The 24,409-nt window shown below is 60.0% G+C and carries 22 protein-coding genes; 9 read left to right on the top strand and 13 right to left on the bottom strand.

What is annotated here, in order from left to right; genetic code table 11:
• The first annotated feature begins 196 nt into the window (after positions 1–196).
• Positions 197–2,380, top strand: a complete 2,184-nt coding sequence (gene yccS / locus J2Y86_RS15750; RefSeq protein WP_253433083.1) for a YccS family putative transporter — start codon at positions 197–199, stop codon at positions 2,378–2,380.
• Between the two features lie 170 nt (positions 2,381–2,550).
• Here the strand turns inward: yccS and J2Y86_RS15755 are convergent, their stop codons facing one another.
• Positions 2,551–3,288 carry a substrate-binding periplasmic protein gene (locus J2Y86_RS15755; protein ID WP_253433086.1) on the bottom strand — a complete coding sequence of 246 codons (738 nt, stop codon included), beginning with the start codon at positions 3,286–3,288 and terminating at the stop codon, positions 2,551–2,553.
• Positions 3,289–3,542: 254 nt separating this feature from the next.
• Between J2Y86_RS15755 and J2Y86_RS15760 the strand changes: the two genes are divergently transcribed.
• Positions 3,543–3,995, top strand: a complete 453-nt coding sequence (locus tag J2Y86_RS15760) for a GNAT family N-acetyltransferase (RefSeq protein ID WP_253433090.1) — start codon at positions 3,543–3,545, stop codon at positions 3,993–3,995.
• 123 nt (positions 3,996–4,118) lie between these two features.
• Here J2Y86_RS15760 and J2Y86_RS15765 read toward each other — a convergent pair whose 3' ends face one another.
• Genes J2Y86_RS15765 through J2Y86_RS15775 form a run of 3 tightly spaced genes read right to left on the bottom strand, consistent with a single transcriptional unit; the run spans position 4,119 to position 7,091 of the window.
• Positions 4,119–4,415: a winged helix-turn-helix domain-containing protein gene (locus J2Y86_RS15765; protein ID WP_007894945.1), complete on the bottom strand. Its 297-nt coding sequence runs from the start codon at positions 4,413–4,415 to the stop codon at positions 4,119–4,121.
• A gap of 15 nt (positions 4,416–4,430) precedes the next feature.
• Positions 4,431–4,922, bottom strand: coding sequence for a M48 metallopeptidase family protein (locus J2Y86_RS15770; protein ID WP_253433093.1), 492 nt, complete (start codon positions 4,920–4,922; stop codon positions 4,431–4,433).
• A gap of 45 nt (positions 4,923–4,967) precedes the next feature.
• Positions 4,968–7,091, bottom strand: a complete 2,124-nt coding sequence (locus J2Y86_RS15775) for a putative bifunctional diguanylate cyclase/phosphodiesterase (RefSeq protein ID WP_253433096.1) — start codon at positions 7,089–7,091, stop codon at positions 4,968–4,970.
• A 320-nt stretch (positions 7,092–7,411) separates the two neighbouring features.
• On the opposite strand from J2Y86_RS15775, the gene J2Y86_RS15780 reads away from it, so the two are divergent.
• Complete coding sequence (locus tag J2Y86_RS15780; RefSeq protein WP_253433099.1) at positions 7,412–8,080, top strand: polysaccharide lyase family 7 protein; 669 nt, start codon at positions 7,412–7,414, stop codon at positions 8,078–8,080.
• A gap of 392 nt (positions 8,081–8,472) precedes the next feature.
• Here J2Y86_RS15780 and fba read toward each other — a convergent pair whose 3' ends face one another.
• The 6 genes from fba to tkt all read right to left on the bottom strand — a co-directional run bounded on the left by fba (position 8,473) and on the right by tkt (position 14,808).
• Positions 8,473–9,537 (bottom strand): class II fructose-bisphosphate aldolase, encoded by a 1,065-nt coding sequence (gene fba / locus J2Y86_RS15785; RefSeq protein ID WP_008081027.1) that lies wholly within the window; start codon positions 9,535–9,537, stop codon positions 8,473–8,475.
• Positions 9,538–9,786: 249 nt separating this feature from the next.
• Complete coding sequence (locus J2Y86_RS15790; RefSeq protein WP_253433102.1) at positions 9,787–10,119, bottom strand: MliC family protein; 333 nt, start codon at positions 10,117–10,119, stop codon at positions 9,787–9,789.
• Positions 10,120–10,175: 56 nt separating this feature from the next.
• Entirely contained in the window at positions 10,176–10,397 is a 222-nt protein-coding gene (locus J2Y86_RS15795; RefSeq protein ID WP_253433105.1) for a hypothetical protein, read from the bottom strand.
• Between the two features lie 34 nt (positions 10,398–10,431).
• Entirely contained in the window at positions 10,432–11,595 is a 1,164-nt protein-coding gene (locus tag J2Y86_RS15800; RefSeq protein WP_253433108.1) for a phosphoglycerate kinase, read from the bottom strand.
• Positions 11,596–11,607: 12 nt separating this feature from the next.
• Complete coding sequence (gene epd / locus J2Y86_RS15805; RefSeq protein ID WP_214379415.1) at positions 11,608–12,660, bottom strand: erythrose-4-phosphate dehydrogenase; 1,053 nt, start codon at positions 12,658–12,660, stop codon at positions 11,608–11,610.
• Between the two features lie 150 nt (positions 12,661–12,810).
• A complete protein-coding gene (gene tkt / locus J2Y86_RS15810; protein WP_253433112.1) occupies positions 12,811–14,808 on the bottom strand; it encodes a transketolase in 1,998 nt (665 codons plus the stop codon).
• 273 nt (positions 14,809–15,081) lie between these two features.
• Here tkt and J2Y86_RS15815 point away from each other — a divergent pair, with 273 nt between their 5' ends.
• The 4 genes from J2Y86_RS15815 to J2Y86_RS15830 all read left to right on the top strand — a co-directional run bounded on the left by J2Y86_RS15815 (position 15,082) and on the right by J2Y86_RS15830 (position 19,615).
• A complete protein-coding gene (locus tag J2Y86_RS15815; RefSeq protein ID WP_253433116.1) occupies positions 15,082–16,077 on the top strand; it encodes an ArsR/SmtB family transcription factor in 996 nt (331 codons plus the stop codon).
• Between the two features lie 18 nt (positions 16,078–16,095).
• Positions 16,096–17,286, top strand: a complete 1,191-nt coding sequence (gene metK / locus J2Y86_RS15820; RefSeq protein ID WP_008033298.1) for a methionine adenosyltransferase — start codon at positions 16,096–16,098, stop codon at positions 17,284–17,286.
• A 161-nt stretch (positions 17,287–17,447) separates the two neighbouring features.
• Complete coding sequence (gene ligB, locus J2Y86_RS15825; protein ID WP_253433119.1) at positions 17,448–19,121, top strand: NAD-dependent DNA ligase LigB; 1,674 nt, start codon at positions 17,448–17,450, stop codon at positions 19,119–19,121.
• A 98-nt stretch (positions 19,122–19,219) separates the two neighbouring features.
• Positions 19,220–19,615 (top strand): DUF1090 domain-containing protein, encoded by a 396-nt coding sequence (locus J2Y86_RS15830; RefSeq protein WP_253433121.1) that lies wholly within the window; start codon positions 19,220–19,222, stop codon positions 19,613–19,615.
• Between the two features lie 174 nt (positions 19,616–19,789).
• Here J2Y86_RS15830 and J2Y86_RS15835 read toward each other — a convergent pair whose 3' ends face one another.
• Entirely contained in the window at positions 19,790–20,239 is a 450-nt protein-coding gene (locus J2Y86_RS15835) for a c-type cytochrome (RefSeq protein ID WP_253433124.1), read from the bottom strand.
• Positions 20,240–20,367: 128 nt separating this feature from the next.
• On the opposite strand from J2Y86_RS15835, the gene mltA reads away from it, so the two are divergent.
• Positions 20,368–21,552 carry a murein transglycosylase A gene (mltA, locus tag J2Y86_RS15840; RefSeq protein ID WP_253433127.1) on the top strand — a complete coding sequence of 395 codons (1,185 nt, stop codon included), beginning with the start codon at positions 20,368–20,370 and terminating at the stop codon, positions 21,550–21,552.
• A gap of 126 nt (positions 21,553–21,678) precedes the next feature.
• On the opposite strand, the gene J2Y86_RS15845 is transcribed toward mltA, so the two are convergent.
• A complete protein-coding gene (locus J2Y86_RS15845; protein ID WP_253433131.1) occupies positions 21,679–22,062 on the bottom strand; it encodes an MAPEG family protein in 384 nt (127 codons plus the stop codon).
• Between the two features lie 55 nt (positions 22,063–22,117).
• On the bottom strand, positions 22,118–22,951 hold the full coding sequence (locus tag J2Y86_RS15850) for an EamA family transporter (RefSeq protein ID WP_253433134.1): 834 nt from the start codon (positions 22,949–22,951) through the stop codon (positions 22,118–22,120).
• Positions 22,952–23,235: 284 nt separating this feature from the next.
• Between J2Y86_RS15850 and J2Y86_RS15855 the strand changes: the two genes are divergently transcribed.
• Positions 23,236–24,405 (top strand): MFS transporter, encoded by a 1,170-nt coding sequence (locus J2Y86_RS15855; RefSeq protein WP_253433137.1) that lies wholly within the window; start codon positions 23,236–23,238, stop codon positions 24,403–24,405.
• Positions 24,406–24,409: the final 4 nt, after the last annotated feature.

A 24,409-nucleotide genomic window follows, 5' to 3' on the forward strand; every position in this document is an offset into this window, starting at 1 on the left:
CCTACGGGTTCGTGCCATACGCAATAGTGCGAACGACACAAACCCGTAGGAGCGAGGCTTGCCCGCAAAAGCGTTCGAACAGACAACACAGAACAATCAAGGAACAGATTTTGCTGTCAGATGTGATCGGCGCCATTGCGTCGGCGTCATTACTGGCTCAATTTAGCGTCATTGCCTCGGAAGGCCCTCGCACTTCATGCCATCGACCCCTTTTCGTCAGTCTCTGCGTCGCCTCTGGGCGCTGGATAAATTCAGTTACAGCGTGCGGGTGTTCATCGCCCTGACCGGCAGCATGGCGCTGTGTTGGTATCAGGATGAAATGGGGCTGCTGATCCCGCTGTTCCTGGGGATCATCGCCAGCGCCCTCGCCGAGACCGACGACAGTTGGCAGGGCCGTCTCAATTCGCTGGCCGTGACGCTGGTGTGTTTCATCGTCGCCGCCCTGTCGGTCGAACTGCTGTTCCCCTACCCCATCCTCTTTATCATCGCCTTCGCACTGGCCGCCTTCTGCCTGACCATGCTCGGCGCACTGGGTGAACGCTATGGTGCGATTGCCTCGGCGACGTTGATTCTGTCGGTCTACACCATGATCGCTGTGGACCAGCGCGGCGGCGCCGTGACCGATTTCTGGCACGAGCCGGTGTTGCTGGTGGCCGGCGCGGCGTGGTACGGCTTGCTCTCGGTGTTGTGGCAGGCGATGTTTTCCAACCAACCGGTGCAGCAGAGCCTTGCGCGGTTGTTCCGTGAACTGGGCTTTTACCTGAAGCTGAAATCGTCGCTGTTCGAACCGATCCGGCAGATGGACGTCGAGGCGCGCCGACTGGAACTGGCCCAGCAGAACGGCCGGGTCGTCGCGGCACTGAACGCCGCCAAGGAAATCATCCTGCACCGGGTCGGCAACGGTCGGCCGGGCTCGAAAGTCAGCCGCTACCTGAAACTCTACTTCCTCGCCCAGGACATCCACGAGCGTGCCAGCTCCTCGCACTATCCATATAACGCGCTGGCCGACGCCTTCTTCCACAGCGACGTGCTGTTCCGCTGTCAGCGCCTGCTGCGCCAGCAAGGCAAGGCCTGCCGGGCGCTGGCGGAATCGATCCAGATGCGCCAGCCGTTCATCTACGACGCCAGCTTCGCCGAAGCCCTGAGCGACCTGCACGCTTCCCTCGAACACTTGCGCATCCAAAGCAACCCGGCCTGGCGCGGGCTGCTGCGATCCTTGCGTGCACTGGCCGCCAACCTCGGCACCCTCGACCGCTTGCTCAGCGATGCGAGCAACCCCGACGCCCTCGCAGACGCCACCGACAGCAGCCTGCTCGACCGTTCGCCACGCAGCCTCAAGGATGTGTGGATGCGCTTGCGCACCCAGCTGACACCGACCTCGCTGCTGTTCCGCCACGCCCTGCGATTGCCCCTCGCGTTGTGCATCGGCTACGGCATGGTGCATCTGATTCACCCGTCGCAAGGTTACTGGATCATCCTCACCACGCTCTTCGTCTGCCAACCGAACTACGGCGCCACACGCCGCAAGCTGGGTCAGCGGATCATCGGCACGGCCATCGGCCTGACCCTGGCCTGGGCACTGTTCGATCTGTTCCCGAACCCGCTGATCCAGTCGTGCTTCGCGATTGCCGCCGGGGTGGTGTTCTTCACCAACCGCACCACGCGCTACACCCTGGCGACGGCGGCGATCACCTTGATGGTGCTGTTCTGCTTCAACCAGGTCGGCGACGGTTATGGTCTGTTCCTGCCGCGCCTGTTCGATACCTTGCTCGGCAGCCTGATCGCCGGGCTCGCGGTGTTCCTGTTCCTGCCGGACTGGCAGGGGCGACGCCTGAACAAAGTGCTGGCCAACACCCTGACCTGCAACAGCATTTACCTGCGCCAGATCATGCAGCAATACGCCGCCGGCAAGAGCGACGACCTGGCTTATCGCCTGGCCCGGCGCAACGCGCACAACGCCGATGCGGCACTGTCGACGACGCTGGCTAACATGTTGATGGAGCCCGGGCATTTCCGTAAGGAAGCGGATGTCGGGTTCCGCTTCCTGGTGTTGTCGCACACCTTGCTCAGCTATTTGTCAGGATTGGGCGCACACCGTGAAACCCAGCTGCCGCAGGACGTGCGCGAGCATTTGATCGAAGGGGCCGGCGTGAAACTGGCGATGAGCATCGATGAGATCGCCCAAGGCCTGGCGAGCAAACTGCCGATTGCGATTCAAAGCGATGAGGAAGAGGCGCTGGCCAACGAGCTGGAACAGATGCCGGATGAAATCGATGAAGGACAGCGGTTGGTGCAGACGCAGTTGGCGTTGATCTGCCGCCAGTTGGGGCCGTTGCGGACGTTGGCGGCGCATCTCATCAAAGACACCAGAGAAGCCTGATATCTATGGTGACTGGGCGGGCCTCATCGCGGGCAAGTCGAATCGTCGCACCGCCGCTCCCACAGGGGATTTGTGAAGAACATAAAATCCAGGTACACCGCTAAACCTGTGGGAGCGGGCTTGCCCGCGATGAGGCCATCAGCAACAGCGCAAAATCCGGATCAGCTCACTCACATCCCATGCTCCTTCATCAACCGCTCGTAACTGCCATCCGCCTTCATCTCGGCAATCTCCCGATCAAAACCCGCCACGATCTGTTCATGCTGCGGGTTTTTCAGGCTGACCAGAATATGCAGGCTGTTCTCGCTCAACGGCTTGGGCAGGAATTCCACGGAATTGCGCACCTTGGCTGATTCCCGGGACAGGTAGTAACGCGCGACGTATTCATCCTCCAGGGTCAACTTGACCCGATCGGCAGCGACCATGCGCACGGCCATGGCGAAGCTGTGCACCGGGATTTTCTGCAGCGAGGCGTCTTCATCGAACGCCGGCGAATAGGCATAACCGCGTACGACCGCAATCGGATACGTGTGCAATTGCTGCAGATTATTGAATTCGATCGGCGCGTCCTTGCGCTTGAGAAAGCGCACGCGGTTGAGCAGGTACTCGCCGGAAAACTGGCCAAGCTTGGTGCGCTCATCGGTGTACCAGGCGTTCACCAGCACGTCGTAACGTCCTTCGCCTACACCCAGCAGCGCGCGCGCCCAGGGCACCTGTTCAAAATCGCTGGCATAGCCGGCCCGGGCCAGCGCGGTACTGACGATATCGGTAGCCAACCCGCCGTTGATCAGCGTGGAGTCGGTAAAGGGCGGCCATGAATCGGCAACCAGTCGCAGCTTTTCCGCTGCCACGCTGTGAGTCAGCAACAGCAATCCGATCAAGGCCAAAGCTCGATGCAATCGCGGCATGCTCGAAAATCCTTAGCGGGCGATTGCCCGACGTTTTCAGCCAAAACTCCAAGGCCCCGTACCGGCGAAACCCAGGTACTAACATTAGCTCATCGAAGCCACTGCACATCGCTTCACCCCAGATTACACAAAGAAGACAACGCCGCGCGAAATGAATGATGGCATTTTGGCCTTTGTCACAGATTTCTCCGCCATACAGACAACTTTCGTGCGGGCGCTTAGTATCGGAACGACGTTGCTCAAGGAATTGGAAGATGACAATCGATTGGATCTGCAAACACCACAGCGATCTGGGCAAGGAGCAGCTGTACGCCGTTCTGCAGCTGCGCGCCGAGGTGTTCGTCGTGGAGCAGAAATGTGTTTATCAAGACGTCGACGGCCAGGATCTGGAAGGTGACACCTGCCATCTGATGGCCTGGGACGGGGATCGACTGGTGGCGTACCTGCGGTTGCTCGACCCTGAACTACAGGGCGGCGATGTGGTGATCGGGCGGGTGATTACCGCGCCGGATTATCGCGGCAAGGGCCTGGGTCATGAGCTGATCGCACAAGCGTTGAAGCAAGCGGAAAAGCGCTGGCCTGAAGTGCCGGTCTATCTGTCGGCCCAGGCGCATTTGCAGGGGTATTACGGGCGGTACGGGTTTGTCGTGGCGGGTGAGGAATATCTGGAGGATGACATTCCGCATATCGGGATGCGTCGCCCTTAAGGGCCCTATCGCGGGCAAGCCCGCTCCCACAGGGATCTTCTGTGAATACAATATTTGTGAACAACAAAGAACATTGTGGGAGCGGGCTTGCCCGCGATGGCGGCATAACTGACACCGCAGAATTCAGGGATACTCCAACACCGCCTTGATCTGCCGCAAATTGCGCTCGATCCACCCCCGATCAATCGCCCCCCACTCGCGAATCCGATAACGCCCGGCATGGTTGCGCGCGCCCTCTTCCTGCTCGAATTCACAAACGATGTCCAGATCCGCCAACGCCGCAATGGTGTCCTGGGCCGTGCGCCGCGGCATGCCGGTCACCTCGGTCAGGGCCGGGACGCTGCTGGCCAGCCCGCTGTCGATCAGGTACGCCACGTACAAGCGGCGATAGAAGCTGCTCTTGGTCTTGCTCACGTCCATCCACACACTCCTTGGCTACTGCATTTCCCGCCACGTCAGGTACACCCGCAAATCGAACTCGACCTGGTGATACCCCGGCAACATGTGCTCGCACAGCTTGTAGAACGCCTTGTTGTGATCCGATTCCTTGAAGTGCGCCAACTCATGCACCACGATCATCTTCAGAAATTCGGCGGGGGCTTCCTTGAACAACGAGGCCACCCGGATTTCTTTCTTGGCCTTGAGCTTGCCGCCCTGCACCCGTGAGATCGTGGTGTGCAGGCCGAGGGCACGGTGGGTCAGGTCCAGACGGTTGTCGAACAACACCTTGTCGATGGCCGGGGCGTTGCGCAGGTATTCCTGTTTCAGGTCCAGCGCATAGGTGTACAACGCCTTGTCGCTCTGCACGTCGTGCATTTGCGGGTAACGCTGGCTCAGGTAATCGCCCAGCCGACCTTCGGTGATCAGCCGGCGCACCTGGTCCTGCAATGCAGCAGGATAGGCCTGGAGGAATTTCAAGGCAGTCATCGGGGCGGCAACATCGATTACGGAAAGGTCGCCAGTGTAGCGAATTCAGTCCGTCAGCGCGCTCCAGTCGAACGGCTGCGCAAAGTCGCCGACATCTTCGGCCACCATCGGGCGCGCCACCAGGAAACCTTGCACGTACTCGCAACCATTGGTTTGCAGCCATTCATATTGCGCGACGGTTTCCACCCCTTCGGCGATCACCAGCATTCCGTATTGTTTGCACAGGTCGATCACATTGCGCACCAGCGCTGCATCCCGTGTAGACGCTGGCAAGCGAGCGATCAGATGCCGGTCGAGCTTGAGCGTGTCCAGCTCCAGATCACGCAGATGGGACAGCGAACACGGCCCCGAACCGAAGTCATCCAACGCCACCCGCACGCCCAGGTTATGCAGCAGGCGCAGCTGTTTGCGGGTTTCCTCGGGGTTGTGCATCAAGGCCTCTTCAGTGACCTCGACTTCCAGATGACGCGCCTGCAAGCCATACCGTTCCAGCACCTGGCGCAACTCGGTGACCAGGTTCGGCATTCCGAACTGCGTACTGCTCAAACTGACGCCCAGCACCAGGTCCTCGGCAAACAGGGTTTCCCAGGCTTTGCGTTGCTCGGCGCCGCGATGATAGATCCAGCTGCCCAGTCGACTGATCAACCGCGCTTCTTCCAGCAACGGCAAAAACAGACCGGGCGGCACATCGCCAACACTCGGGTGCTGCCAGCGCAGCAGCGCTTCGAACCCGCGAATCTGTCCACCGTCGATGGCCACCTGCGGCTGATACACCAGATTGAAATCACGGTTTTCAATGGCGGCGCGCACGCTTTCTTCGAGCATCAGCCGTGAGCGCGCCCGACCATTCATGTCATGGTCATAGAAGCGATACTGCTGACGGCCGGCGCGCTTGGCCTCGTACATGGCGATGTCCGACGCGCGCAGCAAGCCATCGAGATTGGCCCCGCAATCCGGGTACGTGGCGATGCCGATGCTGGCGCCCAGCGCGATATCCAGGCCATCGATCTGCTGACAGATTGACACCCGCTCGATGAGTTTCTCGGCAATCTTCGCCGCTTGCTCGGGGAATTCCAGGTCCAGCAGCGCCGTGAACTCATCGCCGCCCATGCGCGCCAGAATGTCGAACGGCCGCAAGCACGCCTTCAACTGCTCGGAGACCCAGCGCAACACCCGGTCGCCGGCATCGTGACCGAGGGAATCATTGACCCGCTTGAACCCGTCCAGATCGAGGTAAAGCAACACCCACGCGCTGTCGGAGCGTTCGCCCCGCAGCAGCAGGTTTTCCACCGTCTGATAAAAGCCGCGACGATTGAGCAGCCCGGTCAACGGGTCGGTCACCGCCTGGAATTCCAGTTGCTGATGCAGGTGGCGCACCACGGACATGTCCAGCACCGTTACCACCATGGCGCGTTGCTCGGAGGGCAACGGCGCGCAAGACAGCGCCACAGGCACTTGCTGGCCGGGCGCCGTACGCAACAACGCGTCATGCAGACGCAAGGTCTCGCCGCGCTTGTAACCGGCCAACAGCTCGGAATCGGCCCAGACCGGAATGTGCGGCTTTTGCAGGTAATCCAGAAACTCTTTGCCTTGCAGGTCTTGCAGCGTGGCATTGAGCAGCCGCGACATCGCCGGGTTGGCAAAGCGGATCAGACCGTCCTCGCCGACCACCAGGATGCCTTCGGCGGCGTTGTCCAGCACCGACGCATTAAAGGCGCGCGCGACCTCCAGATCGTGGCTCAGGCGCTGCAACGCCCGGCGATTGCGCTGATGCTCGAGCAGTGCCTGGACTTTGGGCTTTAGAATCTGCGGGTCGAACGGTTTGAACAGGTAATCCACCGCTCCGCTGGCATAGCCCTTGATCACGGCGTCCTGGGACTGTTCATTGGCGGTGAGGAAAATGATCGGCGTCAGGCGGGTACGCTGGCTGCCCCGCATCAGGCGCGCCACTTCAAAACCGTCCATGCCCGGCATCTGCACATCCAGCAGCACCAGGTCGATATCGTGCTCGAGTAGAAGACTGAGGGCTTCAAAACCGGACGCGGCCGTCATGACCTGCCAATCCTGGCGCTGCAGCAACGCGCGCATGCTGATCAGGTTTTCAGGGTAATCATCGACGATTAAAAGGGTTGAGCTGCCTTCGGCTGGCGGGGGTTGCGCGCATTCCATGCTGCTTCTCTTGTCGGGGCGTCAAGCCGGTTTCTCGTGAAAACCGGACAAATAACAAGCCTTCACTCTAGACCGGGATTCGCTAAAGCAGAAGATATCAGTACGCCATCATTTAACTAAAGGGTTCATTTGCCGACTAACGGTCATCGCTACAGGCCCCTGAAACCGGGAAAGATGGCCTTTTAACAGGATTTTGACGTCATCCATCTGTCAGACAGGCGTTAACAAAATGGCCTTCTGCGCTTATAAAGACCGCCCTCCAAGGCGCGTGCTAGAGCTTCTGGTACGTCCGTGCTGCAAAATTCGTGGAAGCTTTGCTTATGATCGATCTCGCATCCTGGAACCTCAGCGTTCCCGTTGGTAACCCGCCGTACACCGTTGAAACAGCCAAACTGGTGAAGGGTTTCAAGGATCAATACTTCCATTCCGACACCGGCACCCTGTTTTTCTGGTCCCCGGTGACCGGCACGAAAACCGAAAACGCGAAATATCCGCGCACCGAACTGAGGGAAACCTACAGCAACGGCACCCTGAAAAACTGGTACTACCCGGACGCCGACAACTCCCTGCGTGCCACCCTGGCGGTGAACCAGGTACCGAGCTCGGGCAAAATCGTAATCGGCCAGATCCACGCCTATGAAAGCCAGAAGCCCATGGTCAAGGTCGAATACCAGTACAAGACCAGCAGCAAGACCGGCAACATCGTCGCCAAAGTGCGCATGCACCCTGATGATGGCGAAGGCCGCGTGATCACCATCGCCACCGGCGTGAAGCTGGATCACGAGTTCTCCTACCTCATCCATCTGAGCCCCGGCGGTGCGCTGGGCATCAGTGCCGCGGGTTATCAATGGGACACCAACATCAGCGCCACGTGGCGCGTCAAACCGTTGTACTTCAAGGCCGGCGTTTATGTGCAGGACAACACCGGGTACACCAGTGAAGGTGGGAAAGTGACGTTCAGCAAGCTGGATATTGATCACGACAAATAGCCAACCTCAACCTGCAGCCCCCATGCAGCTAATACTGTTCAGTTAAGTGCCTGCACCGACAATTGTGGCGAGGGGATTTATCCCCGTTGGGCTGCGCAGCAGCCCCAAACCCTGCCACCGCATTCTCGCTGACACACCTCACCGCCCGATTTACGACGGCTGCGCCGCCGAACGGGGGCAAGCCCCCTCGCCACAGCGCCCTGCATCTGACGGCCTGCACTAGCTTCCCCCAGTGTGTGCTTCGAGTGCCCACTTTGCTTCGACTACCAAGACAACTCTATTCAGATGACAAGGCTAAATCACCTGTAATAATTGACAGGTTTTAATACTTTTTTGCGATAAAAAAACCCGCATTTCTGCGGGTTTTTTTGTGCAAATAAAACGCTGAAGTCTTAGTTAACCTTGGCGTTCAACTCACCCTTCAGATAACGCTGATACATCGCTTCCAACGAGATCGGCTTGATCTTCGAAGCGTTGCCGGCAGTGCCGAACGCTTCATAACGAGCGATACACACATCACGCATCGCCGTCACAGTCGCGCCGAAGAACTTACGCGGATCGAACTCGCTAGGATTGGTAGCCATCAGGCGACGCATCGCACCGGTGGACGCCAGACGCAGGTCGGTGTCGATGTTGACCTTGCGCACGCCGTGCTTGATGCCTTCAACGATCTCTTCAACCGGTACGCCGTAGGTTTCTTTGATGTCGCCGCCGTACTGGTTGATGATCGCCAGCCACTCTTGCGGAACCGAAGACGAACCGTGCATCACCAGGTGGGTGTTAGGGATGCGTTTGTGGATTTCCTTGATGCGGTCGATCGCCAGCACGTCGCCGGTAGGCGGCTTGGTGAACTTGTACGCGCCGTGGCTGGTGCCGATGGCAATGGCCAGGGCGTCGACCTGGGTGCGCTTGACGAAGTCAGCGGCTTCTTCCGGGTCGGTCAGCATCTGGCTGTGATCCAGAACGCCTTCGGCGCCGATGCCGTCTTCTTCACCGGCCATGCCGGTTTCCAGCGAACCCAGGCAGCCCAGCTCGCCTTCTACCGAAACGCCGCAGGCGTGAGCCATGGCTACGGTTTGTTGGGTAACGCGGACGTTGTAGTCGTAGTCGGTCGGGGTCTTGCCGTCTTCGCCGAGGGAACCGTCCATCATTACCGAGCTGAAGCCCAGCTGGATCGAACGCTGGCAGACGTCAGGGCTGGTGCCGTGGTCCTGGTGCATGCACACCGGGATGTGCGGGAATTCTTCGATTGCCGCCAGGATCAAGTGACGCAGGAACGGTGCACCGGCGTATTTGCGAGCACCGGCCGAAGCCTGGACGATCACCGGGGAGTCAGTCTTGTCAGCGGCTTCCATGATGGCGCGCATCTGCTCAAGGTTGTTGACGTTGAAGGCTGGAACGCCGTAGCCGAACTCGGCTGCGTGGTCCAGCATCTGGCGCATGCTGATAAGTGCCATTGTGTGTGTCTCTCCCGGTTTGGGTCGTTAATCGTGCCAGCCTGCCGGAGCGGCGGCGGCTATTCAAGTTTTTGCAGATCGGGGGTTGGTCCGGTCCGCTCATTCGGTATCGCCTAAATCTCTACAAGCCATCGAATTCCTGTAGGAGCGAAGCTTGCTCGCGAAAGCGGTTTAACTGGCAGCACATGTGTTGAATGTGATGACTTCGCGAGCAAGCTTCGCTCCTACAGGTTTCGCACAAGCCTTCAATTACTGCGCATTGCAGCCGCGGCCGATCAAATCGTTGGTGGCGACCCAGTACACCAGGCCTTCCTCACCTTTTACGTGAAACGCCAACATGTCGTTGCTGTACAGCGAACCTTCGGCGCCCGGCTCAAGCTTCAGGCGATAGACCTGATCGGCCCCGCCGAGGCGAACGTCGACGGCCTTGCGGCTGTCGTCGGTGTAGCGCCAAACCACTTTGGCCTGGCTATCGCAGGTCCAGGTGGTCCAGCTGTCCGTCGATTCGGCAGGCTTGAACAGGTTGAAATTCGAGCAACCTGCCAGCAGTGCCAGCGCCGTAATGGCGATAAAACCTTTCATCCGTGTTCCTCGACTGACGGCGCACGCCGTCAGCCCTGAGTAAAGAGTCAGACCCGTCAAGGGCAGCCATGTTCCTTGGCGGGTGTCTGTGCCTCGTATTTGTCCAGGCCATCAGGCCCGGAACGCTTGTTGATCACCGGGTTGGTTTCGGCTTGCCAGTCCGCCTGGTAGCAGCCTTTTTCCACCGATTGCGGCGCGGGGTCCGGCTTGGCTTTCGGGTTACTCCCGCAAGCCACCAGCATACCCGCAGCGATCAACAGCGCTAATGCCTTGACCATCTGAACACTCCTTTGCCTGGTCAAATGGGTGACCTCAGGCCTTGGCACGGCTTTCCAGGACTTCAACGGCCGGCAGAACCTTGCCTTCGACGAATTCAAGGAACGCGCCGCCACCGGTAGAAATGTAGGAGATCTGATCGGCAACGCCATATTTGTCGATGGCCGCCAGAGTGTCGCCGCCGCCCGCGATCGAAAACGCCGAGCTCTCCGCGATGGCCTGGGCCAGCACCTTGGTGCCGTTACCGAACTGGTCGAATTCAAACACGCCCACCGGGCCGTTCCACAGAATGGTCTTGGACGACTTCAACAGCTCGGCGAAATTCGCCGCGGTCTGTGGGCCGATGTCCAGGATCATGTCGTCTGCCGCCACATCGGCGATCAGCTTGACGGTGGCGGTGGCGCTTTCGGCGAATTCCTTGGCCACGACCACATCGACCGGCAGAGGCACGCTGACCTTGGCGGCGATTTCACGAGCGGTGTCCAGCAGATCAGGTTCGTACAGGGACTTGCCGACCGGGTGACCGGCAGCGGCCAGGAAGGTGTTGGCAATGCCGCCGCCGACGATCAGCTGGTTGCAGATCTGGCTGAGGCTGTTGAGCACGTCGAGTTTCGTCGACACCTTGGAGCCAGCGACGATGGCCGCCATTGGCTGTGCCGGAGCGCCGAGGGCTTTGCCCAGTGCGTCGAGTTCAGCGGCCAGCAGCGGGCCAGCGGCAGCGACTTTGGCGAACTTGGCCACGCCGTGGGTCGAACCCTCGGCGCGGTGAGCGGTGCCGAAGGCGTCCATCACGAACACGTCGCACAGGGCGGCGTATTGCTGGGCCAGTTCGTCAGCGTTCTTTTTCTCGCCCTTGTTGAAGCGCACGTTTTCGAACAGCACGATATCGCCGGCCTTCACGTCAACGCCGTTCAGGTAGTCAGCCACTAGCGGCACTTCGCGACCCAAGGCCTTGCTCAGGTAGTCGGCGACAGGCTTGAGGCTGTTCTCGGCCGAGAACTCGCCTTCGGTCGGACGGCCAAGGTGCGAGCAGACCATCACGGCCGCGCCTTTTTCCAGGGCCAGCTTGATGGTCGGCAGCGAAGCCAGGATTCGCGCATCGCTGGTGACTACACCGTCCTTGACTGGGACGTTGAGGTCTTCGCGGATCAATACGCGCTTACCTTGCAGATCGAGGTCGGACATCTTCAACACGGTCATGGGTCGCACTTCCTACGGTTTTTTTGAAGTCGCTGTTTGCAGATAGTGTTCTGCAACATCCAGCATTCGGTTGGCAAAACCCCATTCGTTGTCGAACCAGGCCAGGATGTTCACCAGCCGTGGGCCGGAAACTCGGGTCTGACTGGCATCGACGATGGCCGAATGTGGGTCATGGTTGAAATCACAACTGGCGTGAGGCAACTCGGTGTAGGCCAGCAGGCCTTTGAGCGGGCCGCTGGTGGCAGCCTCGCGCAGAATCCGGTTGACCTCGGTGGCGTCGGTGTCGCTGACGGTCTGCATCGTAATGTCGAGGCAAGACACGTTCACCGTCGGCACCCGCACGGCTTTGGCCTGAATTCGCCCGGCAAGTTCCGGCAACAGGCGTTCGATGCCGCGCGCCAGACCAGTGGACACCGGGATCACCGACTGAAACGCCGAACGGGTGCGGCGCAGGTCTTCGTGATGATAGGCGTCTATGACGGGCTGATCGTTCATCGCCGAGTGGATGGTGGTGATCGACACGTATTCCAGACCAATGGCCTGATCCAGCAGGCGCAACAGCGGCACACCGCAATTGGTGGTGCAGGAGGCGTTGGACACCAGCAGTTCTTCGCCGGTCAGGCAATCCTGGTTCACGCCGTAAACGATGGTGGCGTCGACATCCGCCTCGCTGGCCATCGGCTGGGAAAACAGCACGCGCGGGGCGCCGGCGTCGAGGAAACGCTGGCCATCTTCGCGGGTGTGGTAAGCGCCGGAGCACTCCAGCACCAGATCGACGCCGAGCGACGCCCAATCGATGCCTTCGGGGGTGGCACTGCGCAGGACCTTCACGCAGTCGCCATTAATATGCAGACAATCGCCCTCGACTCTCACTTCGCCGGGAAAACGCCCGTGCGTGGAGTCGAAGCGTGTCAGGTATTCGATGCTGGCCATGTCGGCCAGATCGTTGATCGCGACAATCTCAAACCCGGCCTTCTCGCCTCGCTCGAACAACGCACGCAAGACGCAACGACCAATCCGGCCGTAGCCGTTGAGTGCAACTTTGTAGGGACGCGGTTGAGGCATGGGGTTCTCGATTACCGTGGTGAATCCGTTATTGCAACGTTGACCGAACCACCGTCTTCGCGAGCAAGCCCGCTCCCACAGGGGAATGCATTCCAATGTGGGAGCGGGCTTGCTCGCGAAGGCGGCAGTCCGGACGACGCAACTTCTGGATCAGTCTTCCAGCAGCTCTTCAGCCTGACCCAGGATGTTTTCCAGGGTGAAGCCGAACTCTTCGAACAAGGCTGGCGCAGGCGCCGACTCACCGTAGGTGGTCATGCCGATGACGCGGCCTTCCAGGCCCACGTACTTGTACCAGTAGTCCGCGTGAGCGGCTTCGATGGCGATACGGGCGCTGACCTGCAACGGCAGAACCGCTTGCTTGTAGCCAGCGTCCTGGGCATCGAACACGCTGGTGCAAGGCATCGAGACAACGCGCACCTTGCGACCCTGCTCGGTCAGCTTGTCGTAAGCCTGAACCGCCAGACCCACTTCCGAACCGGTGGCGATCAGGATCAGCTCAGGCTCACCTGCGCAATCCTTCAGCACGTAACCGCCACGGGAGATCTCTTCGATCTGGATCGCATTGCGGGTTTGGTGCTGCAGGTTCTGACGCGAGAAAATCAGGGCCGAAGGACCGTCGTTGCGCTCCAGGGCGAACTTCCAGGCCACTGCTGATTCAACGGCATCGGCTGGACGCCAGGTGTCGAGGTTCGGCGTGCTGCGCAGGCTGGTCAGTTGCTCGATCGGCTGGTGAGTCGGGCCGTCTTCGCCCAGACCGATGGAGTCGTGGGTGTAGACGAACAGCACGCGCTTCTTCATCAGCGAGGCCATGCGCACGGCGTTGCGGGCGTATTCCATAAACATCAGGAACGTCGCGCCGTAAGGCACCAGACCGCCGTGCAAAGCCACGCCGTTCATGATCGCGCTCATGCCGAACTCGCGAACGCCGTAGTACACGTAGTTGCCGCTGGCGTCTTCGGCGGTAACACCTTTGCAACCTTTCCACAGGGTCAGGTTGGAACCGGCCAGGTCAGCGGAGCCGCCGAGGAATTCCGGCAGCATCGGGCCGTAGGCATTCAGGGCGTTCTGGCTGGCTTTACGGCTGGCGATGGTTTCGCCCTTGGCCGCGACTTCAGCAATATAAGCAGACGCTTTTTCAGCGAAGTCGGCCGGCAGCTCGCCGCTCAGACGACGGATCAGCTCGTTGGCCAGCTCAGGGAATGCTGCGGAGTAAGCAGCGAAACGCTGATCCCACTCGGCTTCAACGGCGCGACCGGCTTCCTTGGCGTCCCACTCGGCGTAGATGTCGGCCGGGATTTCGAACGGACCGTGGTTCCACTTCAACGCAGTGCGGGTCAGCGCGATTTCCGCGTCACCCAACGGGGCGCCGTGGCAGTCTTCTTTACCTTGCTTGTTCGGCGAACCGAAACCGATGGTGGTCTTGCAGCAGATCAGGGTTGGCTGCGCGCTTTTGCGTGCAGTGTCGATGGCGATCTTGATCTCTTCCGGATCATGACCGTCGACGTTGCGGATCACCTGCCAGTTGTAGGCTTCGAAACGCTTAGGGGTGTCATCGGTGAACCAGCCTTCGACTTCGCCGTCGATGGAGATGCCGTTGTCATCGTAGAAGGCGATCAGTTTACCCAGGCCCAAAGTACCGGCCAGGGAGCCGACTTCATGGGAAATGCCTTCCATCATGCAGCCATCACCCAGGAACACGTAGGTGTGGTGATCGACAACGTTGTGGCCCGGACGGTTGAACTGCGCCGCCAGGACTTTTTCTGCCAGGGCGAAACCCACGGCGTTGGCCAGGCCCTGACCCAGTGGACCGGTGGTGGTTTCGACGCCAGGGGTGTAGCCGAATTCCGGGTGGCCCGGGGTGCGGCTGTGCAGCTGGCGGAAGTTTTTCAGGTCATCGATCGACAGGTCATAACCGGTCAGGTGCAGCAGCGAGTAGATCAGCATCGAACCGTGACCGTTGGACAGCACGAAGCGGTCACGGTCGGCGAACGATGGATTGCTCGGGTTGTGCTTCAGGTAGTCACGCCAAAGTACTTCGGCGATATCCGCCATACCCATAGGGGCACCGGGATGGCCGCTGTTGGCTTTTTGCACGGCATCCATGCTGAGGGCACGAATGGCGTTGGCACGCTCACGACGGCTGGGCATCGCTGTTCTCCTGCGGATATTGAATCGAGAGTGAATAAAACGAAACGGAAAAAAGGCGAGCATTTTCCCTCACCGACCCGCCTCGGGGCAATGACAGATAGTCATCTGAAGGCGTTTTTCCGGTGGATAAAGTCGCATTCGCCTGGTGAAACCTTTCCGCTGACGATTTGTAGAGTGACCCTTTCCCCGAGAAGTGCCATCTATCGAGCAATATCAAAACTTTTTGATATTGCTCTTGCGGGGATTTCTGACCATCACTAGACTGCTGGCCCTATGAATTTACGCGTGCCTTCCATTCAACATGACGAGTGCGATGAGCTGGCGGCCCTGTGCAAGGCCGGCGGCGATCCTCTGCGGCTGAATGTATTGCGCGCGCTGGCCAACGATTCGTTCGGCGTACTGGAACTGGCGCAGATCTTCGGCATCGGCCAGTCGGGCATGAGCCATCACCTCAAGGTGCTGGCCCAGGCCGACCTGGTGGCGACCCGTCGTGAAGGCAATGCGATTTTCTACCGTCGCGCCCTGCCCCACACCGACCTGCTGGGCGGCAAGCTGCATGCCGCATTGCTCGAAGAAGTGGACAACCTGACCCTGCCTGCCGATGTGCAGTCGCGGATCGGTCAGGTCCACGGGCAACGGGCGGCGGCCAGCCAGGATTTTTTCTCACGGGTCGCGGAGAAGTTTCGCGCTCAGCAGGACTTGATTGCCGGCCTGCCGCAGTACCGCGAAAGCGTGGTGGCGTTGCTCGACAAACTGAGCTTCAGTGAAGGGGCCACGGCCATTGAAGTCGGCCCTGGGGACGGCGCTTTTCTGCCGGAACTGGCGCGCCGTTTCACGCATGTCACGGCGCTGGACAACAGCGCGGCGATGCTCGAACTGGCGCGCCAGGTCTGCGAACGTGAAGCGCTGGCTAACGTCAGCCTGCAACTGGCCGATGCATTGAACGGTGTCAGCCTCAAGGCCGACTGCGTTGTACTGAACATGGTGCTGCACCACTTTGCCGCACCGGCCGATGCGCTCAAGCACATGGCCGACTTGCTGCAACCGGGCGGTAGCCTGCTCGTGACAGAGTTATGTAGCCACAACCAGAGTTGGGCCAGGGAGGCCTGCGGTGATCTCTGGTTGGGGTTTGAACAGGACGATCTGGCCCGTTGGGCCACCGCTGCGGGACTCGTTCCCGGGGAAAGCCTCTATGTAGGCTTACGTAATGGTTTCCAGATTCAGGTCCGCCACTTTCAGCGGCCAGCTGGCGACACTCACCATCGGTAAATTCAGGAAAAAATCGAGATGAGCGAATACTCCCTCTTCACCTCCGAGTCCGTGTCCGAAGGGCATCCGGACAAAATCGCCGACCAGATTTCCGATGCGGTGCTGGACGCCATCATTGCTGAAGACAAGTTCGCCCGTGTGGCGTGCGAGACGCTGGTAAAAACCGGCGTGGCAATCATCGCAGGTGAAGTCACCACGTCGGCCTGGGTCGACCTGGAAGAAATCGTGCGTAACGTCATTCTGGACATCGGCTACAACAGCTCCGATGTCGGCTTCGACGGCGCCACTTGCGGCGTGATGAACATCATCGGCAAGCAGTCCCCTGACATCAACCAGGGCGTCGACCGTGCCAAGCCTGAAGATCAGGGCGCCGGCGACCAGGGCCTGATGTTCGGCTACGCCAGCAACGAAACCGACGTGCTGATGCCAGCACCGATCACCTTCTCGCACCAACTGGTTCAGCGCCAGGCCGAAGCCCGTAAATCCGGCCTGCTGCCTTGGCTGCGCCCGGACGCCAAGTCGCAAGTGACTTGCCGTTACGAAGGCGGCAAGGTTGTCGGTATCGACGCCGTTGTACTGTCGACCCAGCACAACCCTGAAGTGTCGTACAAAGACCTGCGCGAAGGCGTGATGGAGCTGATCGTCAAGCACGTGTTGCCTGCCGAACTGCTGACCAAAGACACCCAGTTCCACATCAACCCGACCGGCCAGTTCATCATCGGTGGCCCGGTAGGCGACTGCGGTCTGACCGGTCGCAAGATCATCGTCGACAGCTACGGCGGCATGGCCCGTCACGGCGGCGGCGCGTTCTCCGGTAAAGATCCATCGAAGGTTGACCGTTCGGCGGCCTACGCCGGTCGTTACGTCGCCAAGAACATCGTTGCTGCCGGCCTGGCCGAGCGCTGCGAGATTCAGGTTTCCTACGCGATCGGTGTTGCCCAGCCGACTTCGATCTCGTTGAACACCTTCGGCACCGGCAAAATCAGCGACGACAAAATCGTCAAACTGGTTCGCGAAGTGTTCGACCTGCGCCCATACGCAATCACCACCATGCTCGACCTGCTGCACCCGATGTACCAGGAAACCGCTGCGTACGGCCACTTCGGTCGCACCCCGGCGACCAAGACTGTTGGCGAAGACACCTTCACCACGTTCACCTGGGAAAAAACCGACCGCGCCGACGACCTGCGTTCGGCTGCCGGTCTGTAAGACTTCCCCGGCGGTACCAAAAGCCCCGCACGGTTCGCCGTGCGGGGCTTTTTATTGGCTTTCGCTTGGGGCCATCAGAAACAACAGGCAAAACTCCCATACTTCTCCCCGGAAAATACTGACTAGCCTTCAAGCATTCCAATTGAGCAAGGATGCTCACGATGCTTCTGCGCCTGTTTTCCGCTGTCTGTCTGGCTTTGATCAGCCTGGGTTCGAACGCTGCCGAGTGTCCAGACTGGTCGCCAGCCCGTGCGGCGGACGAGATCAAAACCCTGCAAAAACAAATCGACCTTTGGGACGACAGCTATCACAGCCGTGGCCACTCATTGGTCACCGACGAACTCTACGATCAGTCTCGTACCCAGCTGACCGATTGGCGCAAGTGCTTTAACGCAGGCCCGGCATCCGAGCCTTTGCGCACGGCTGGCGGCAAGATTACCCACCCCATTGCCCACACGGGCCTGGAAAAACTCCGTGATGGTCGCGCGGTCGAGCACTGGCTGCGCGATCGCAAGGACATCTGGATACAACCCAAGGTCGACGGCGTGGCCGTGACGCTGGTCTATCGCAACGGCGTGTTGCATCAGGCGATCAGTCGCGGAGATGGCATGAACGGACAGGACTGGACTGCCTCGGCACGCCTGATCCCCTTTATCCCCCGACAACTGGCGCAACCCGTGGATTTGCTTGTGCAGGGCGAACTCTACTGGCGCCTGATCGACCATGTACAAGCCAAGGCCGGCAGCCTCAATGCCCGTTCTACGGTAGCCGGCTTGATGGCCCGCAAGGAACTCACCCCTGAGCAAGCGGCTGGCATCGGGCTGTTTATCTGGGATTGGCCGCAAGGCCCGGCCAGCCCGCCCGCCCGTGTCGCGGCGCTGGAGGAACTGGGGCTGCCGAGCACCGCGCCTTACAGCCAGTCGGTCCAGACGTTCGCCGATGCCGAACGTTGGCGCGATCACTGGTACCGCTCGCCGTTACCCTTTGCCAGCGACGGTGTCGTCCTGCGCCAGAGTCGACGCCCCTCGGCCGAGCACTGGCAGGCAAAAACGCCCTACTGGGCCGTCGCCTGGAAATACCCTTTTGCCCAAGCGCTGGCCGAGGTGAGAACAGTCGATTTCAAGGTCGGTCGTACCGGACGGATCACGCCGGTGCTGGAGCTGAAACCGGTGACGCTCGATGACCGGCAGATCAAACGCGTGAGCGTCAGCTCCCTTCAACGCTGGGAGAAACTGGATATCCGCCCCGGCGATCAGGTGTCCATCAGCCTGGCGGGACTGACCATTCCCAGGCTCGACGGCGTGGTTCTGCGCGCCGCCGAACGCGCCAAATTAAACATACCGTTGGCGGCAGACTTCCATCCTTTGAGTTGCTGGCAGCCGACGCCAGGCTGCGAAAGCCAATTCCTCGCGCGACTGGCCTGGCTCAGTGGCAAGCAAGGACTGGCCTTGCCTCATGTCGGTCCCGGCACGTGGGAGAAACTTCTCGAAACAGGCCGCTTGAACGGCCTGCTGGATTGGTTGACCCTCGATGCTCAAGAGCTTGCTAACATTGACGGCTTCGGCGAGCGAAGCACGACTCGTCTTTTAAACAGCTTCAACAGCGCCCGCGAACGCCCTTTTGTTCGCTGGCTCAAAGCCCTGGGACTACCACCGACCGGTCAGGCGCAGCTTGCCGATTCATGGCAGGAACTGGCACTACGCGACACCGAACAATGGCAGGCCGAAGCCGGCATCGGCCCAGGACGCGCGGCGCAATTGAGCGCATTCTTCCGCGACCCGCAGGTCCTGGCCTTGAGCGACACATTACGTGCGGCGGGGATCGACGGTTTTTAGCGACCGCCCATGCTCGCCCACCTGGGAACCCAAAGGTGCCGACGAGCTCAAACGCCCATCGTCACAACGACCCGACTGCATTTGCACATGGAGCTTCTATGAAATTTCTTTCACCACTCGCCCTGCTGACGCTTTGCGGTGTGATGGCCGCTCCGCTGATGGCCGCCGAAGAGGCCCCGGGGCTGACCGGTTGCGCCGCCAAGAAACAGGGCATCATCAACCAGATCGAACTGGCCAAGTCCCACGGCAACGCCGATCAGCAGGCGGGCCTGGAAACGGCCCTGAGTGAAGTCACCGCTCATTGCACCGATGCTTCACTGAAGAAGGAACGGGAAAACAAGGTCCTCGACGCCAAGCATGAAGTCAGCCAGCGTCAGGCAGACCTGGACAAAGCCATGAAGAAAGGCGATCCCGAGAGGATCAACAAACGCAAAGACAAACTCGCCGAGTCCCGCAAGGAGTTGCAGGACGCGCTGGATGAGCTGGATAAGTAATCCGGGGATAAAGAACTTTTGTGGCGAGGGGGTTTACCCCCGCTCGGCGGCGTAGCCGTCGTAGAACAGGCAATTGCGGTCTGTCTGACTAACCGTGTTTGGGGCCGCTTCGCAGCCCAACGGAGCGGTGCGACGTTTCGCTTAATCCCCTCACCACAGATATCAGGTTTCCAGCTAGTGATCCCGAAACTCTTTATGACAGGCACTGCAGGCATCTTCGACTTTCTGCACCGCCGGCCCGAGGTTACTGGCTTTGTAAGGCTGGACCTTGCTGGCAATCACCAATTCACCGGTACTGGCTTCAAGGGTACGAGCCATTTCCTGAAAGCGTGCCTGCTTCTGCCAGACATCGCTCTTGGCACTGGTGTGATCTTCTTCGCGCACTTGCGGGAAATGTTTCCACGGCTCATGGGACAGCGCATCGAGCTTCACCGCGCCGTCAGCGAACTTCGGACCGTCGAACGGAATGCGGCCGCGCAACATGCCGCCCAGGTCTTCGCCGGTCTTGAGCATTTGCTTGAAGATCGCCTTGCGCTGACCCAGTGGCGAGTTCGGGTCGACACCGCCACACGCAGACAACGTCAGGCAGGCCAGCAGTACAACGGAAAGTCTTTTGAAAGTCATGGTGGCTTCAGGTCACTGGAAACGGCGGCCAGTATCCTCGCGTCACCGACAAAGACCAATAGCCCTATTATCAATACGGGTTGTTCGAGCGCATGGAGCCCTCGCGCAACCGGCAAAGGAATTACTCCATGAACAGCCTTTTCAAGGCATGGCGTCATCGCCTCGCCTGGACCCTCCCGATAGTGGCCGTGCTCGCAGGCTGCACTGGCGGTGACAACAACAAACCGAAAACCCACGCGCTGGCGACGTATTCCAGCGCCACCTGGGAAGCACTGCCAGCAGTGTCCGATACCGATCTGGTCGCCGGTTTCGGATCGTGGCGTAGCGCCTGCACCCGACTCAAGGCCGATCCGGTCTGGGGCCCGACCTGCGCCGCTGCCGCCAACGTGCCGCAAACCGCCAACGACATTCGTGGCTTCCTCAAACAGAACCTCGACGTCTATGGCCTGCGCGCCGCCAACGACAATCCCAACGGGTTGATCACCGGTTACTACGAGCCGGTCTACCCCGGCAGCCTGACCCAGACTGCAGCCGCGAATATTCCGGTGTATGGCGTGCCCGAAGACATGATCATCGTCTCCCTGGACAGTATTTACCCGGAGCTCAAAGGCAAACGCCTGCGCGGACGACTCGAAGGTCGTGTGCTCAAGCCTTACGACGATGCGGCAACAATTGAAACCAAGGGGGTAAAGGCGCCGGTGGTAGCGTGGTTGACCGACCCGATGAACCTGCAATTCCTGCAAATCCAGGGCTCGGGACGCATCCAGCTCAATGACGGCCGCCAGTTGCGCATCGCGTATGCCGACCAGAATGGCCACCCCTATCGACCGATCGGTCGTTGGCTGGTGGAACAAGGCGAGCTGAAAAAAGAAGACGTGACCATGGGTGCGATCAGCAACTGGGCCAAGGCCAATCCGACGCGCATTCCAGAACTGCTCGGCAGCAATCCCAGCTATGTGTTCTTCACCCGCAACCCCGACAGCAACGAAGGTCCTCGTGGCTCGCTGAATGTTCCTTTGACCGCAGGCTATAGCGCCGCCGTGGACCGCAAAGTGATTCCGCTGGGCAGTCTGATGTGGTTATCCACGACGCGGCCCGACGGCACGGCTTTGGTTCGCCCGGTGGCGGCCCAGGACACCGGTGGCGCGATTGCCGGTGAAGTTCGGGCGGATCTGTTCTGGGGAACCGGGGAAGCGGCCGGGCAACTGGCCGGCGACATGAAACAGCAGGGGCAGATCTGGATGTTATGGCCCAAAGGTGCGGCATTGCCGCAAGTGCCTCAGGTGGCAGATGCGGTTAAAGCCAATCCTTGAGTTCTGCTGCGGCTGATAGATAGCTTTCGCGAGCAAGCCCGCTCCCACATTGATTTGTGAACGACGCAAATCCAATGCGGGTGCGGGCTTGCTCGCGAAGGTGCCAATACAAACACTGCAGATCCGTCAGACAGAAACCACAAAGAAACTGACGATCAACCCCAACCCCACAAACCACAACAACGACCGCAAGATATGCCAGTCCGCCAGGTAGCAAATGATGTACAGCAACCGGCTGGTGATAAACAAAACCGACAACACATTGATGGTCACCAGCTCGGCATTGCCAGCCAGGTGCGCCACGATCACCGCCGCAGCGAACGCCGGGGTGATTTCAAAACTGTTCAGTTGCGCTGCATGCGCGCGCCTGCCCAAACCCTCCAGCGAATCGAGAAAGTCCCGGGGATCATGGTTGTCTTCCAGCCTGTAACCGCCAACGATCTTGGCCACGGCCGTGCACAGGTAAGGCAGGAAAATCGCGATCAAAATGCACCACAAAGCAACCGTCATAAAGTCATCCCTTCTTCAAGTTTCATGCGTCGAGTTTTCGTCGACGGTGAGCCAGTCAAAACTTCATCACCAACATGCCGATCAACACCAGCCCGCAGGCCAGGAGCCGTGGTCGGCCGAAAGGTTCTTTCAGGTAGCGCATGCCAAACAACACCACCAGAATCACGCTGATCTCGCGCAATGCCGCCGCCTCGGCGATCGACCCCAGCTGCATCGCCCACAGCACCAGAGCGTAGCTGAACAAAACACAAAATCCGACCGCCAATCCCAGCCGCCACTGCTCACGCCAGAACAGCATGAACGCCGGCCGCTTGCGCACCAGTGCCAGTAACGGAAAGGGCCAGGCACTGAGCAACGTCACCCAGACCAGATAATCCAGCGGATGCGACCAGCGCCGCAGTGCCTGGCCGTCGATAAAGGTGTAGCAGCCGATGCACAGCCCGATCAGCGCCACCACCGGCAGCATCGACCACGGCAAACGTGCGCCGCCACCGCCCTGCCACAGCAAGCACAGCATGCCGAACGGGATCAGCAGAATGCCGAAGATCTGCTGATGGGTCAGCACTTCTCCGGCAAAGATCAGCGTCAGGGCCAGCACCACCAGCGGCGACAGTCCGCGCATCAATGGGTAGACCAGCCCCAGATCGCCGACCCGATAGGCCTGAATCAGCAAATAGCGATAGAGCAACTCGAAGGCCGCCGACGCCAGGATCCACGGCCAGATTTCAATCGGCGGCAACGCCACGAACGGCAGCATCAGGGCGACAAACAACATCGCCACGCTGTCCATGCAGGCCACGACCAACAACCGTTCCGCACTGAATTTGATCAGCGTATTCCACGCCGCGTGCAACAGCGCCGCCACCAACACCAAAGCCGTCGCAAGCACGGCACGCTCCTTTTGTTCGTCATCATCACCTTGCAGGAGCACGGCTTGCCGGCGAAGGCGATTTCAAGAACGCCTTCGCCGGCAAGCCGTACTCCTACAGGGACGGGAGGGATAATTGATTCGCCATATGTCAGCAGCTGTTTATACTGCAAGCGACCACGCCGCACTCAGTTGCGCACAGACTAATTCCAATAATTTCTGCCTCTGTCCGTTCTCCTCGAGAACGGTCTTCGGCATGCGTATGCCTGATCACAGCGTCAAGACTACCGACAGAGACCTTGCGCATGCCACTCGCTTTGCTTGCCCTCGCTGTTGCCGCGTTCGGCATCGGCACCACTGAATTCGTCATCATGGGCCTGCTGCCCGACGTCGCTCGCGACCTTGCCGTGAGCATTCCCGACGCCGGCCTGCTGATCACCGGCTACGCCCTGGGCGTGGTGTTCGGCGCACCGATCCTCGCGGTCGGCACCGCCAATATGCCGCGCAAAGCCACGCTGTTGGGCATGACGCTGATGTTTATCCTCGGCAACATCCTCTGCGCCCTCGCGCCGAACTACGCCACGTTGATGGCCGCGCGAGTGATTACCGCACTGTGTCACGGCGCATTTTTCGGCATTGGTTCAGTGGTTGCTGCCGGCCTGGTGGCCCCGAACAAACGAGCCCAGGCGATTGCCATGATGTTCACCGGTCTCACGCTGGCCAACGTGCTGGGCGTGCCGTTGGGCACCGCGCTCGGGCAATACGCCGGTTGGCGTTCGACGTTCTGGGCGGTGTCGGTGATCGGTGTGATTGCCGCCATTGCTCAATGGGTCTGGTTGCCGAAAGACATCGCCATGGACAAGGCCAACCTGGCCAGCGAGTTCAAAGTGCTGGGCAAGGTCAATGTGCTGCTGGCCCTGGGCATGAGCGTATTGGCATCGACCAGTCTGTTCAGCGTGTTCACCTACATCGCGCCGATCCTGCAGGACATCACCGGCGTCAGCCCCCATGGCGTGACCCTCATGTTGCTGTTGTTTGGCGTGGGCTTGACGGCGGGCAGCATGCTCGGTGGTCGATTGGCAGACAGCCGCTTGCTGCCTTCGCTGGTGGGCATGGCACTGGCCGTGGTGCTGGTGCTGGCCGCGTTCACGCAGACCAGTCACTCGGTCATCCCGGCGGCGATTACGTTGGTGCTGTGGGGGATTTTTGCCTTTGCGCTGTGCCCGATCCTGCAGCTGCTGATTATTGATCAGGCCCATGAAGCGCCGAATCTGGGTTCGACGTTGAACCAGAGTGCATTCAACCTCGGCAACGCGGCGGGTGCGTGGATTGGCGGGCTTGTAGTCGCCAGCGGCGCGGACCTGGCGGACTTGCCGTGGACCGGCGCGCTGGTCAGTGGTTTGACGGTGCTGGCGGCGTTGTTTTTCATCTATCTGCAACGGCGCAGTACCGCTGCGTTGATCCCTGAAAAATAACCGC

Origin of the sequence: Pseudomonas migulae (assembly GCF_024169315.1) — a bacterium.
Classification (GTDB): domain Bacteria; phylum Pseudomonadota; class Gammaproteobacteria; order Pseudomonadales; family Pseudomonadaceae; genus Aquipseudomonas; species Aquipseudomonas migulae_B.

Coding starts and splice junctions, on each gene's coding strand:
- yccS (WP_253433083.1), top strand. CDS start 197: ATGCCATCGACCCCTTTTCGTCAGTCTCTGCGTCGCCTCTGGGCGCTG.
- J2Y86_RS15755 (WP_253433086.1), bottom strand. CDS start 3,288: ATGCCGCGATTGCATCGAGCTTTGGCCTTGATCGGATTGCTGTTGCTG.
- J2Y86_RS15760 (WP_253433090.1), top strand. CDS start 3,543: ATGACAATCGATTGGATCTGCAAACACCACAGCGATCTGGGCAAGGAG.
- J2Y86_RS15765 (WP_007894945.1), bottom strand. CDS start 4,415: ATGGACGTGAGCAAGACCAAGAGCAGCTTCTATCGCCGCTTGTACGTG.
- J2Y86_RS15770 (WP_253433093.1), bottom strand. CDS start 4,922: ATGACTGCCTTGAAATTCCTCCAGGCCTATCCTGCTGCATTGCAGGAC.
- J2Y86_RS15775 (WP_253433096.1), bottom strand. CDS start 7,091: ATGGAATGCGCGCAACCCCCGCCAGCCGAAGGCAGCTCAACCCTTTTA.
- J2Y86_RS15780 (WP_253433099.1), top strand. CDS start 7,412: ATGATCGATCTCGCATCCTGGAACCTCAGCGTTCCCGTTGGTAACCCG.
- fba (WP_008081027.1), bottom strand. CDS start 9,537: ATGGCACTTATCAGCATGCGCCAGATGCTGGACCACGCAGCCGAGTTC.
- J2Y86_RS15790 (WP_253433102.1), bottom strand. CDS start 10,119: ATGAAAGGTTTTATCGCCATTACGGCGCTGGCACTGCTGGCAGGTTGC.
- J2Y86_RS15795 (WP_253433105.1), bottom strand. CDS start 10,397: ATGGTCAAGGCATTAGCGCTGTTGATCGCTGCGGGTATGCTGGTGGCT.
- J2Y86_RS15800 (WP_253433108.1), bottom strand. CDS start 11,595: ATGACCGTGTTGAAGATGTCCGACCTCGATCTGCAAGGTAAGCGCGTA.
- epd (WP_214379415.1), bottom strand. CDS start 12,660: ATGCCTCAACCGCGTCCCTACAAAGTTGCACTCAACGGCTACGGCCGG.
- tkt (WP_253433112.1), bottom strand. CDS start 14,808: ATGCCCAGCCGTCGTGAGCGTGCCAACGCCATTCGTGCCCTCAGCATG.
- J2Y86_RS15815 (WP_253433116.1), top strand. CDS start 15,082: ATGAATTTACGCGTGCCTTCCATTCAACATGACGAGTGCGATGAGCTG.
- metK (WP_008033298.1), top strand. CDS start 16,096: ATGAGCGAATACTCCCTCTTCACCTCCGAGTCCGTGTCCGAAGGGCAT.
- ligB (WP_253433119.1), top strand. CDS start 17,448: ATGCTTCTGCGCCTGTTTTCCGCTGTCTGTCTGGCTTTGATCAGCCTG.
- J2Y86_RS15830 (WP_253433121.1), top strand. CDS start 19,220: ATGAAATTTCTTTCACCACTCGCCCTGCTGACGCTTTGCGGTGTGATG.
- J2Y86_RS15835 (WP_253433124.1), bottom strand. CDS start 20,239: ATGACTTTCAAAAGACTTTCCGTTGTACTGCTGGCCTGCCTGACGTTG.
- mltA (WP_253433127.1), top strand. CDS start 20,368: ATGAACAGCCTTTTCAAGGCATGGCGTCATCGCCTCGCCTGGACCCTC.
- J2Y86_RS15845 (WP_253433131.1), bottom strand. CDS start 22,062: ATGACGGTTGCTTTGTGGTGCATTTTGATCGCGATTTTCCTGCCTTAC.
- J2Y86_RS15855 (WP_253433137.1), top strand. CDS start 23,236: ATGCCACTCGCTTTGCTTGCCCTCGCTGTTGCCGCGTTCGGCATCGGC.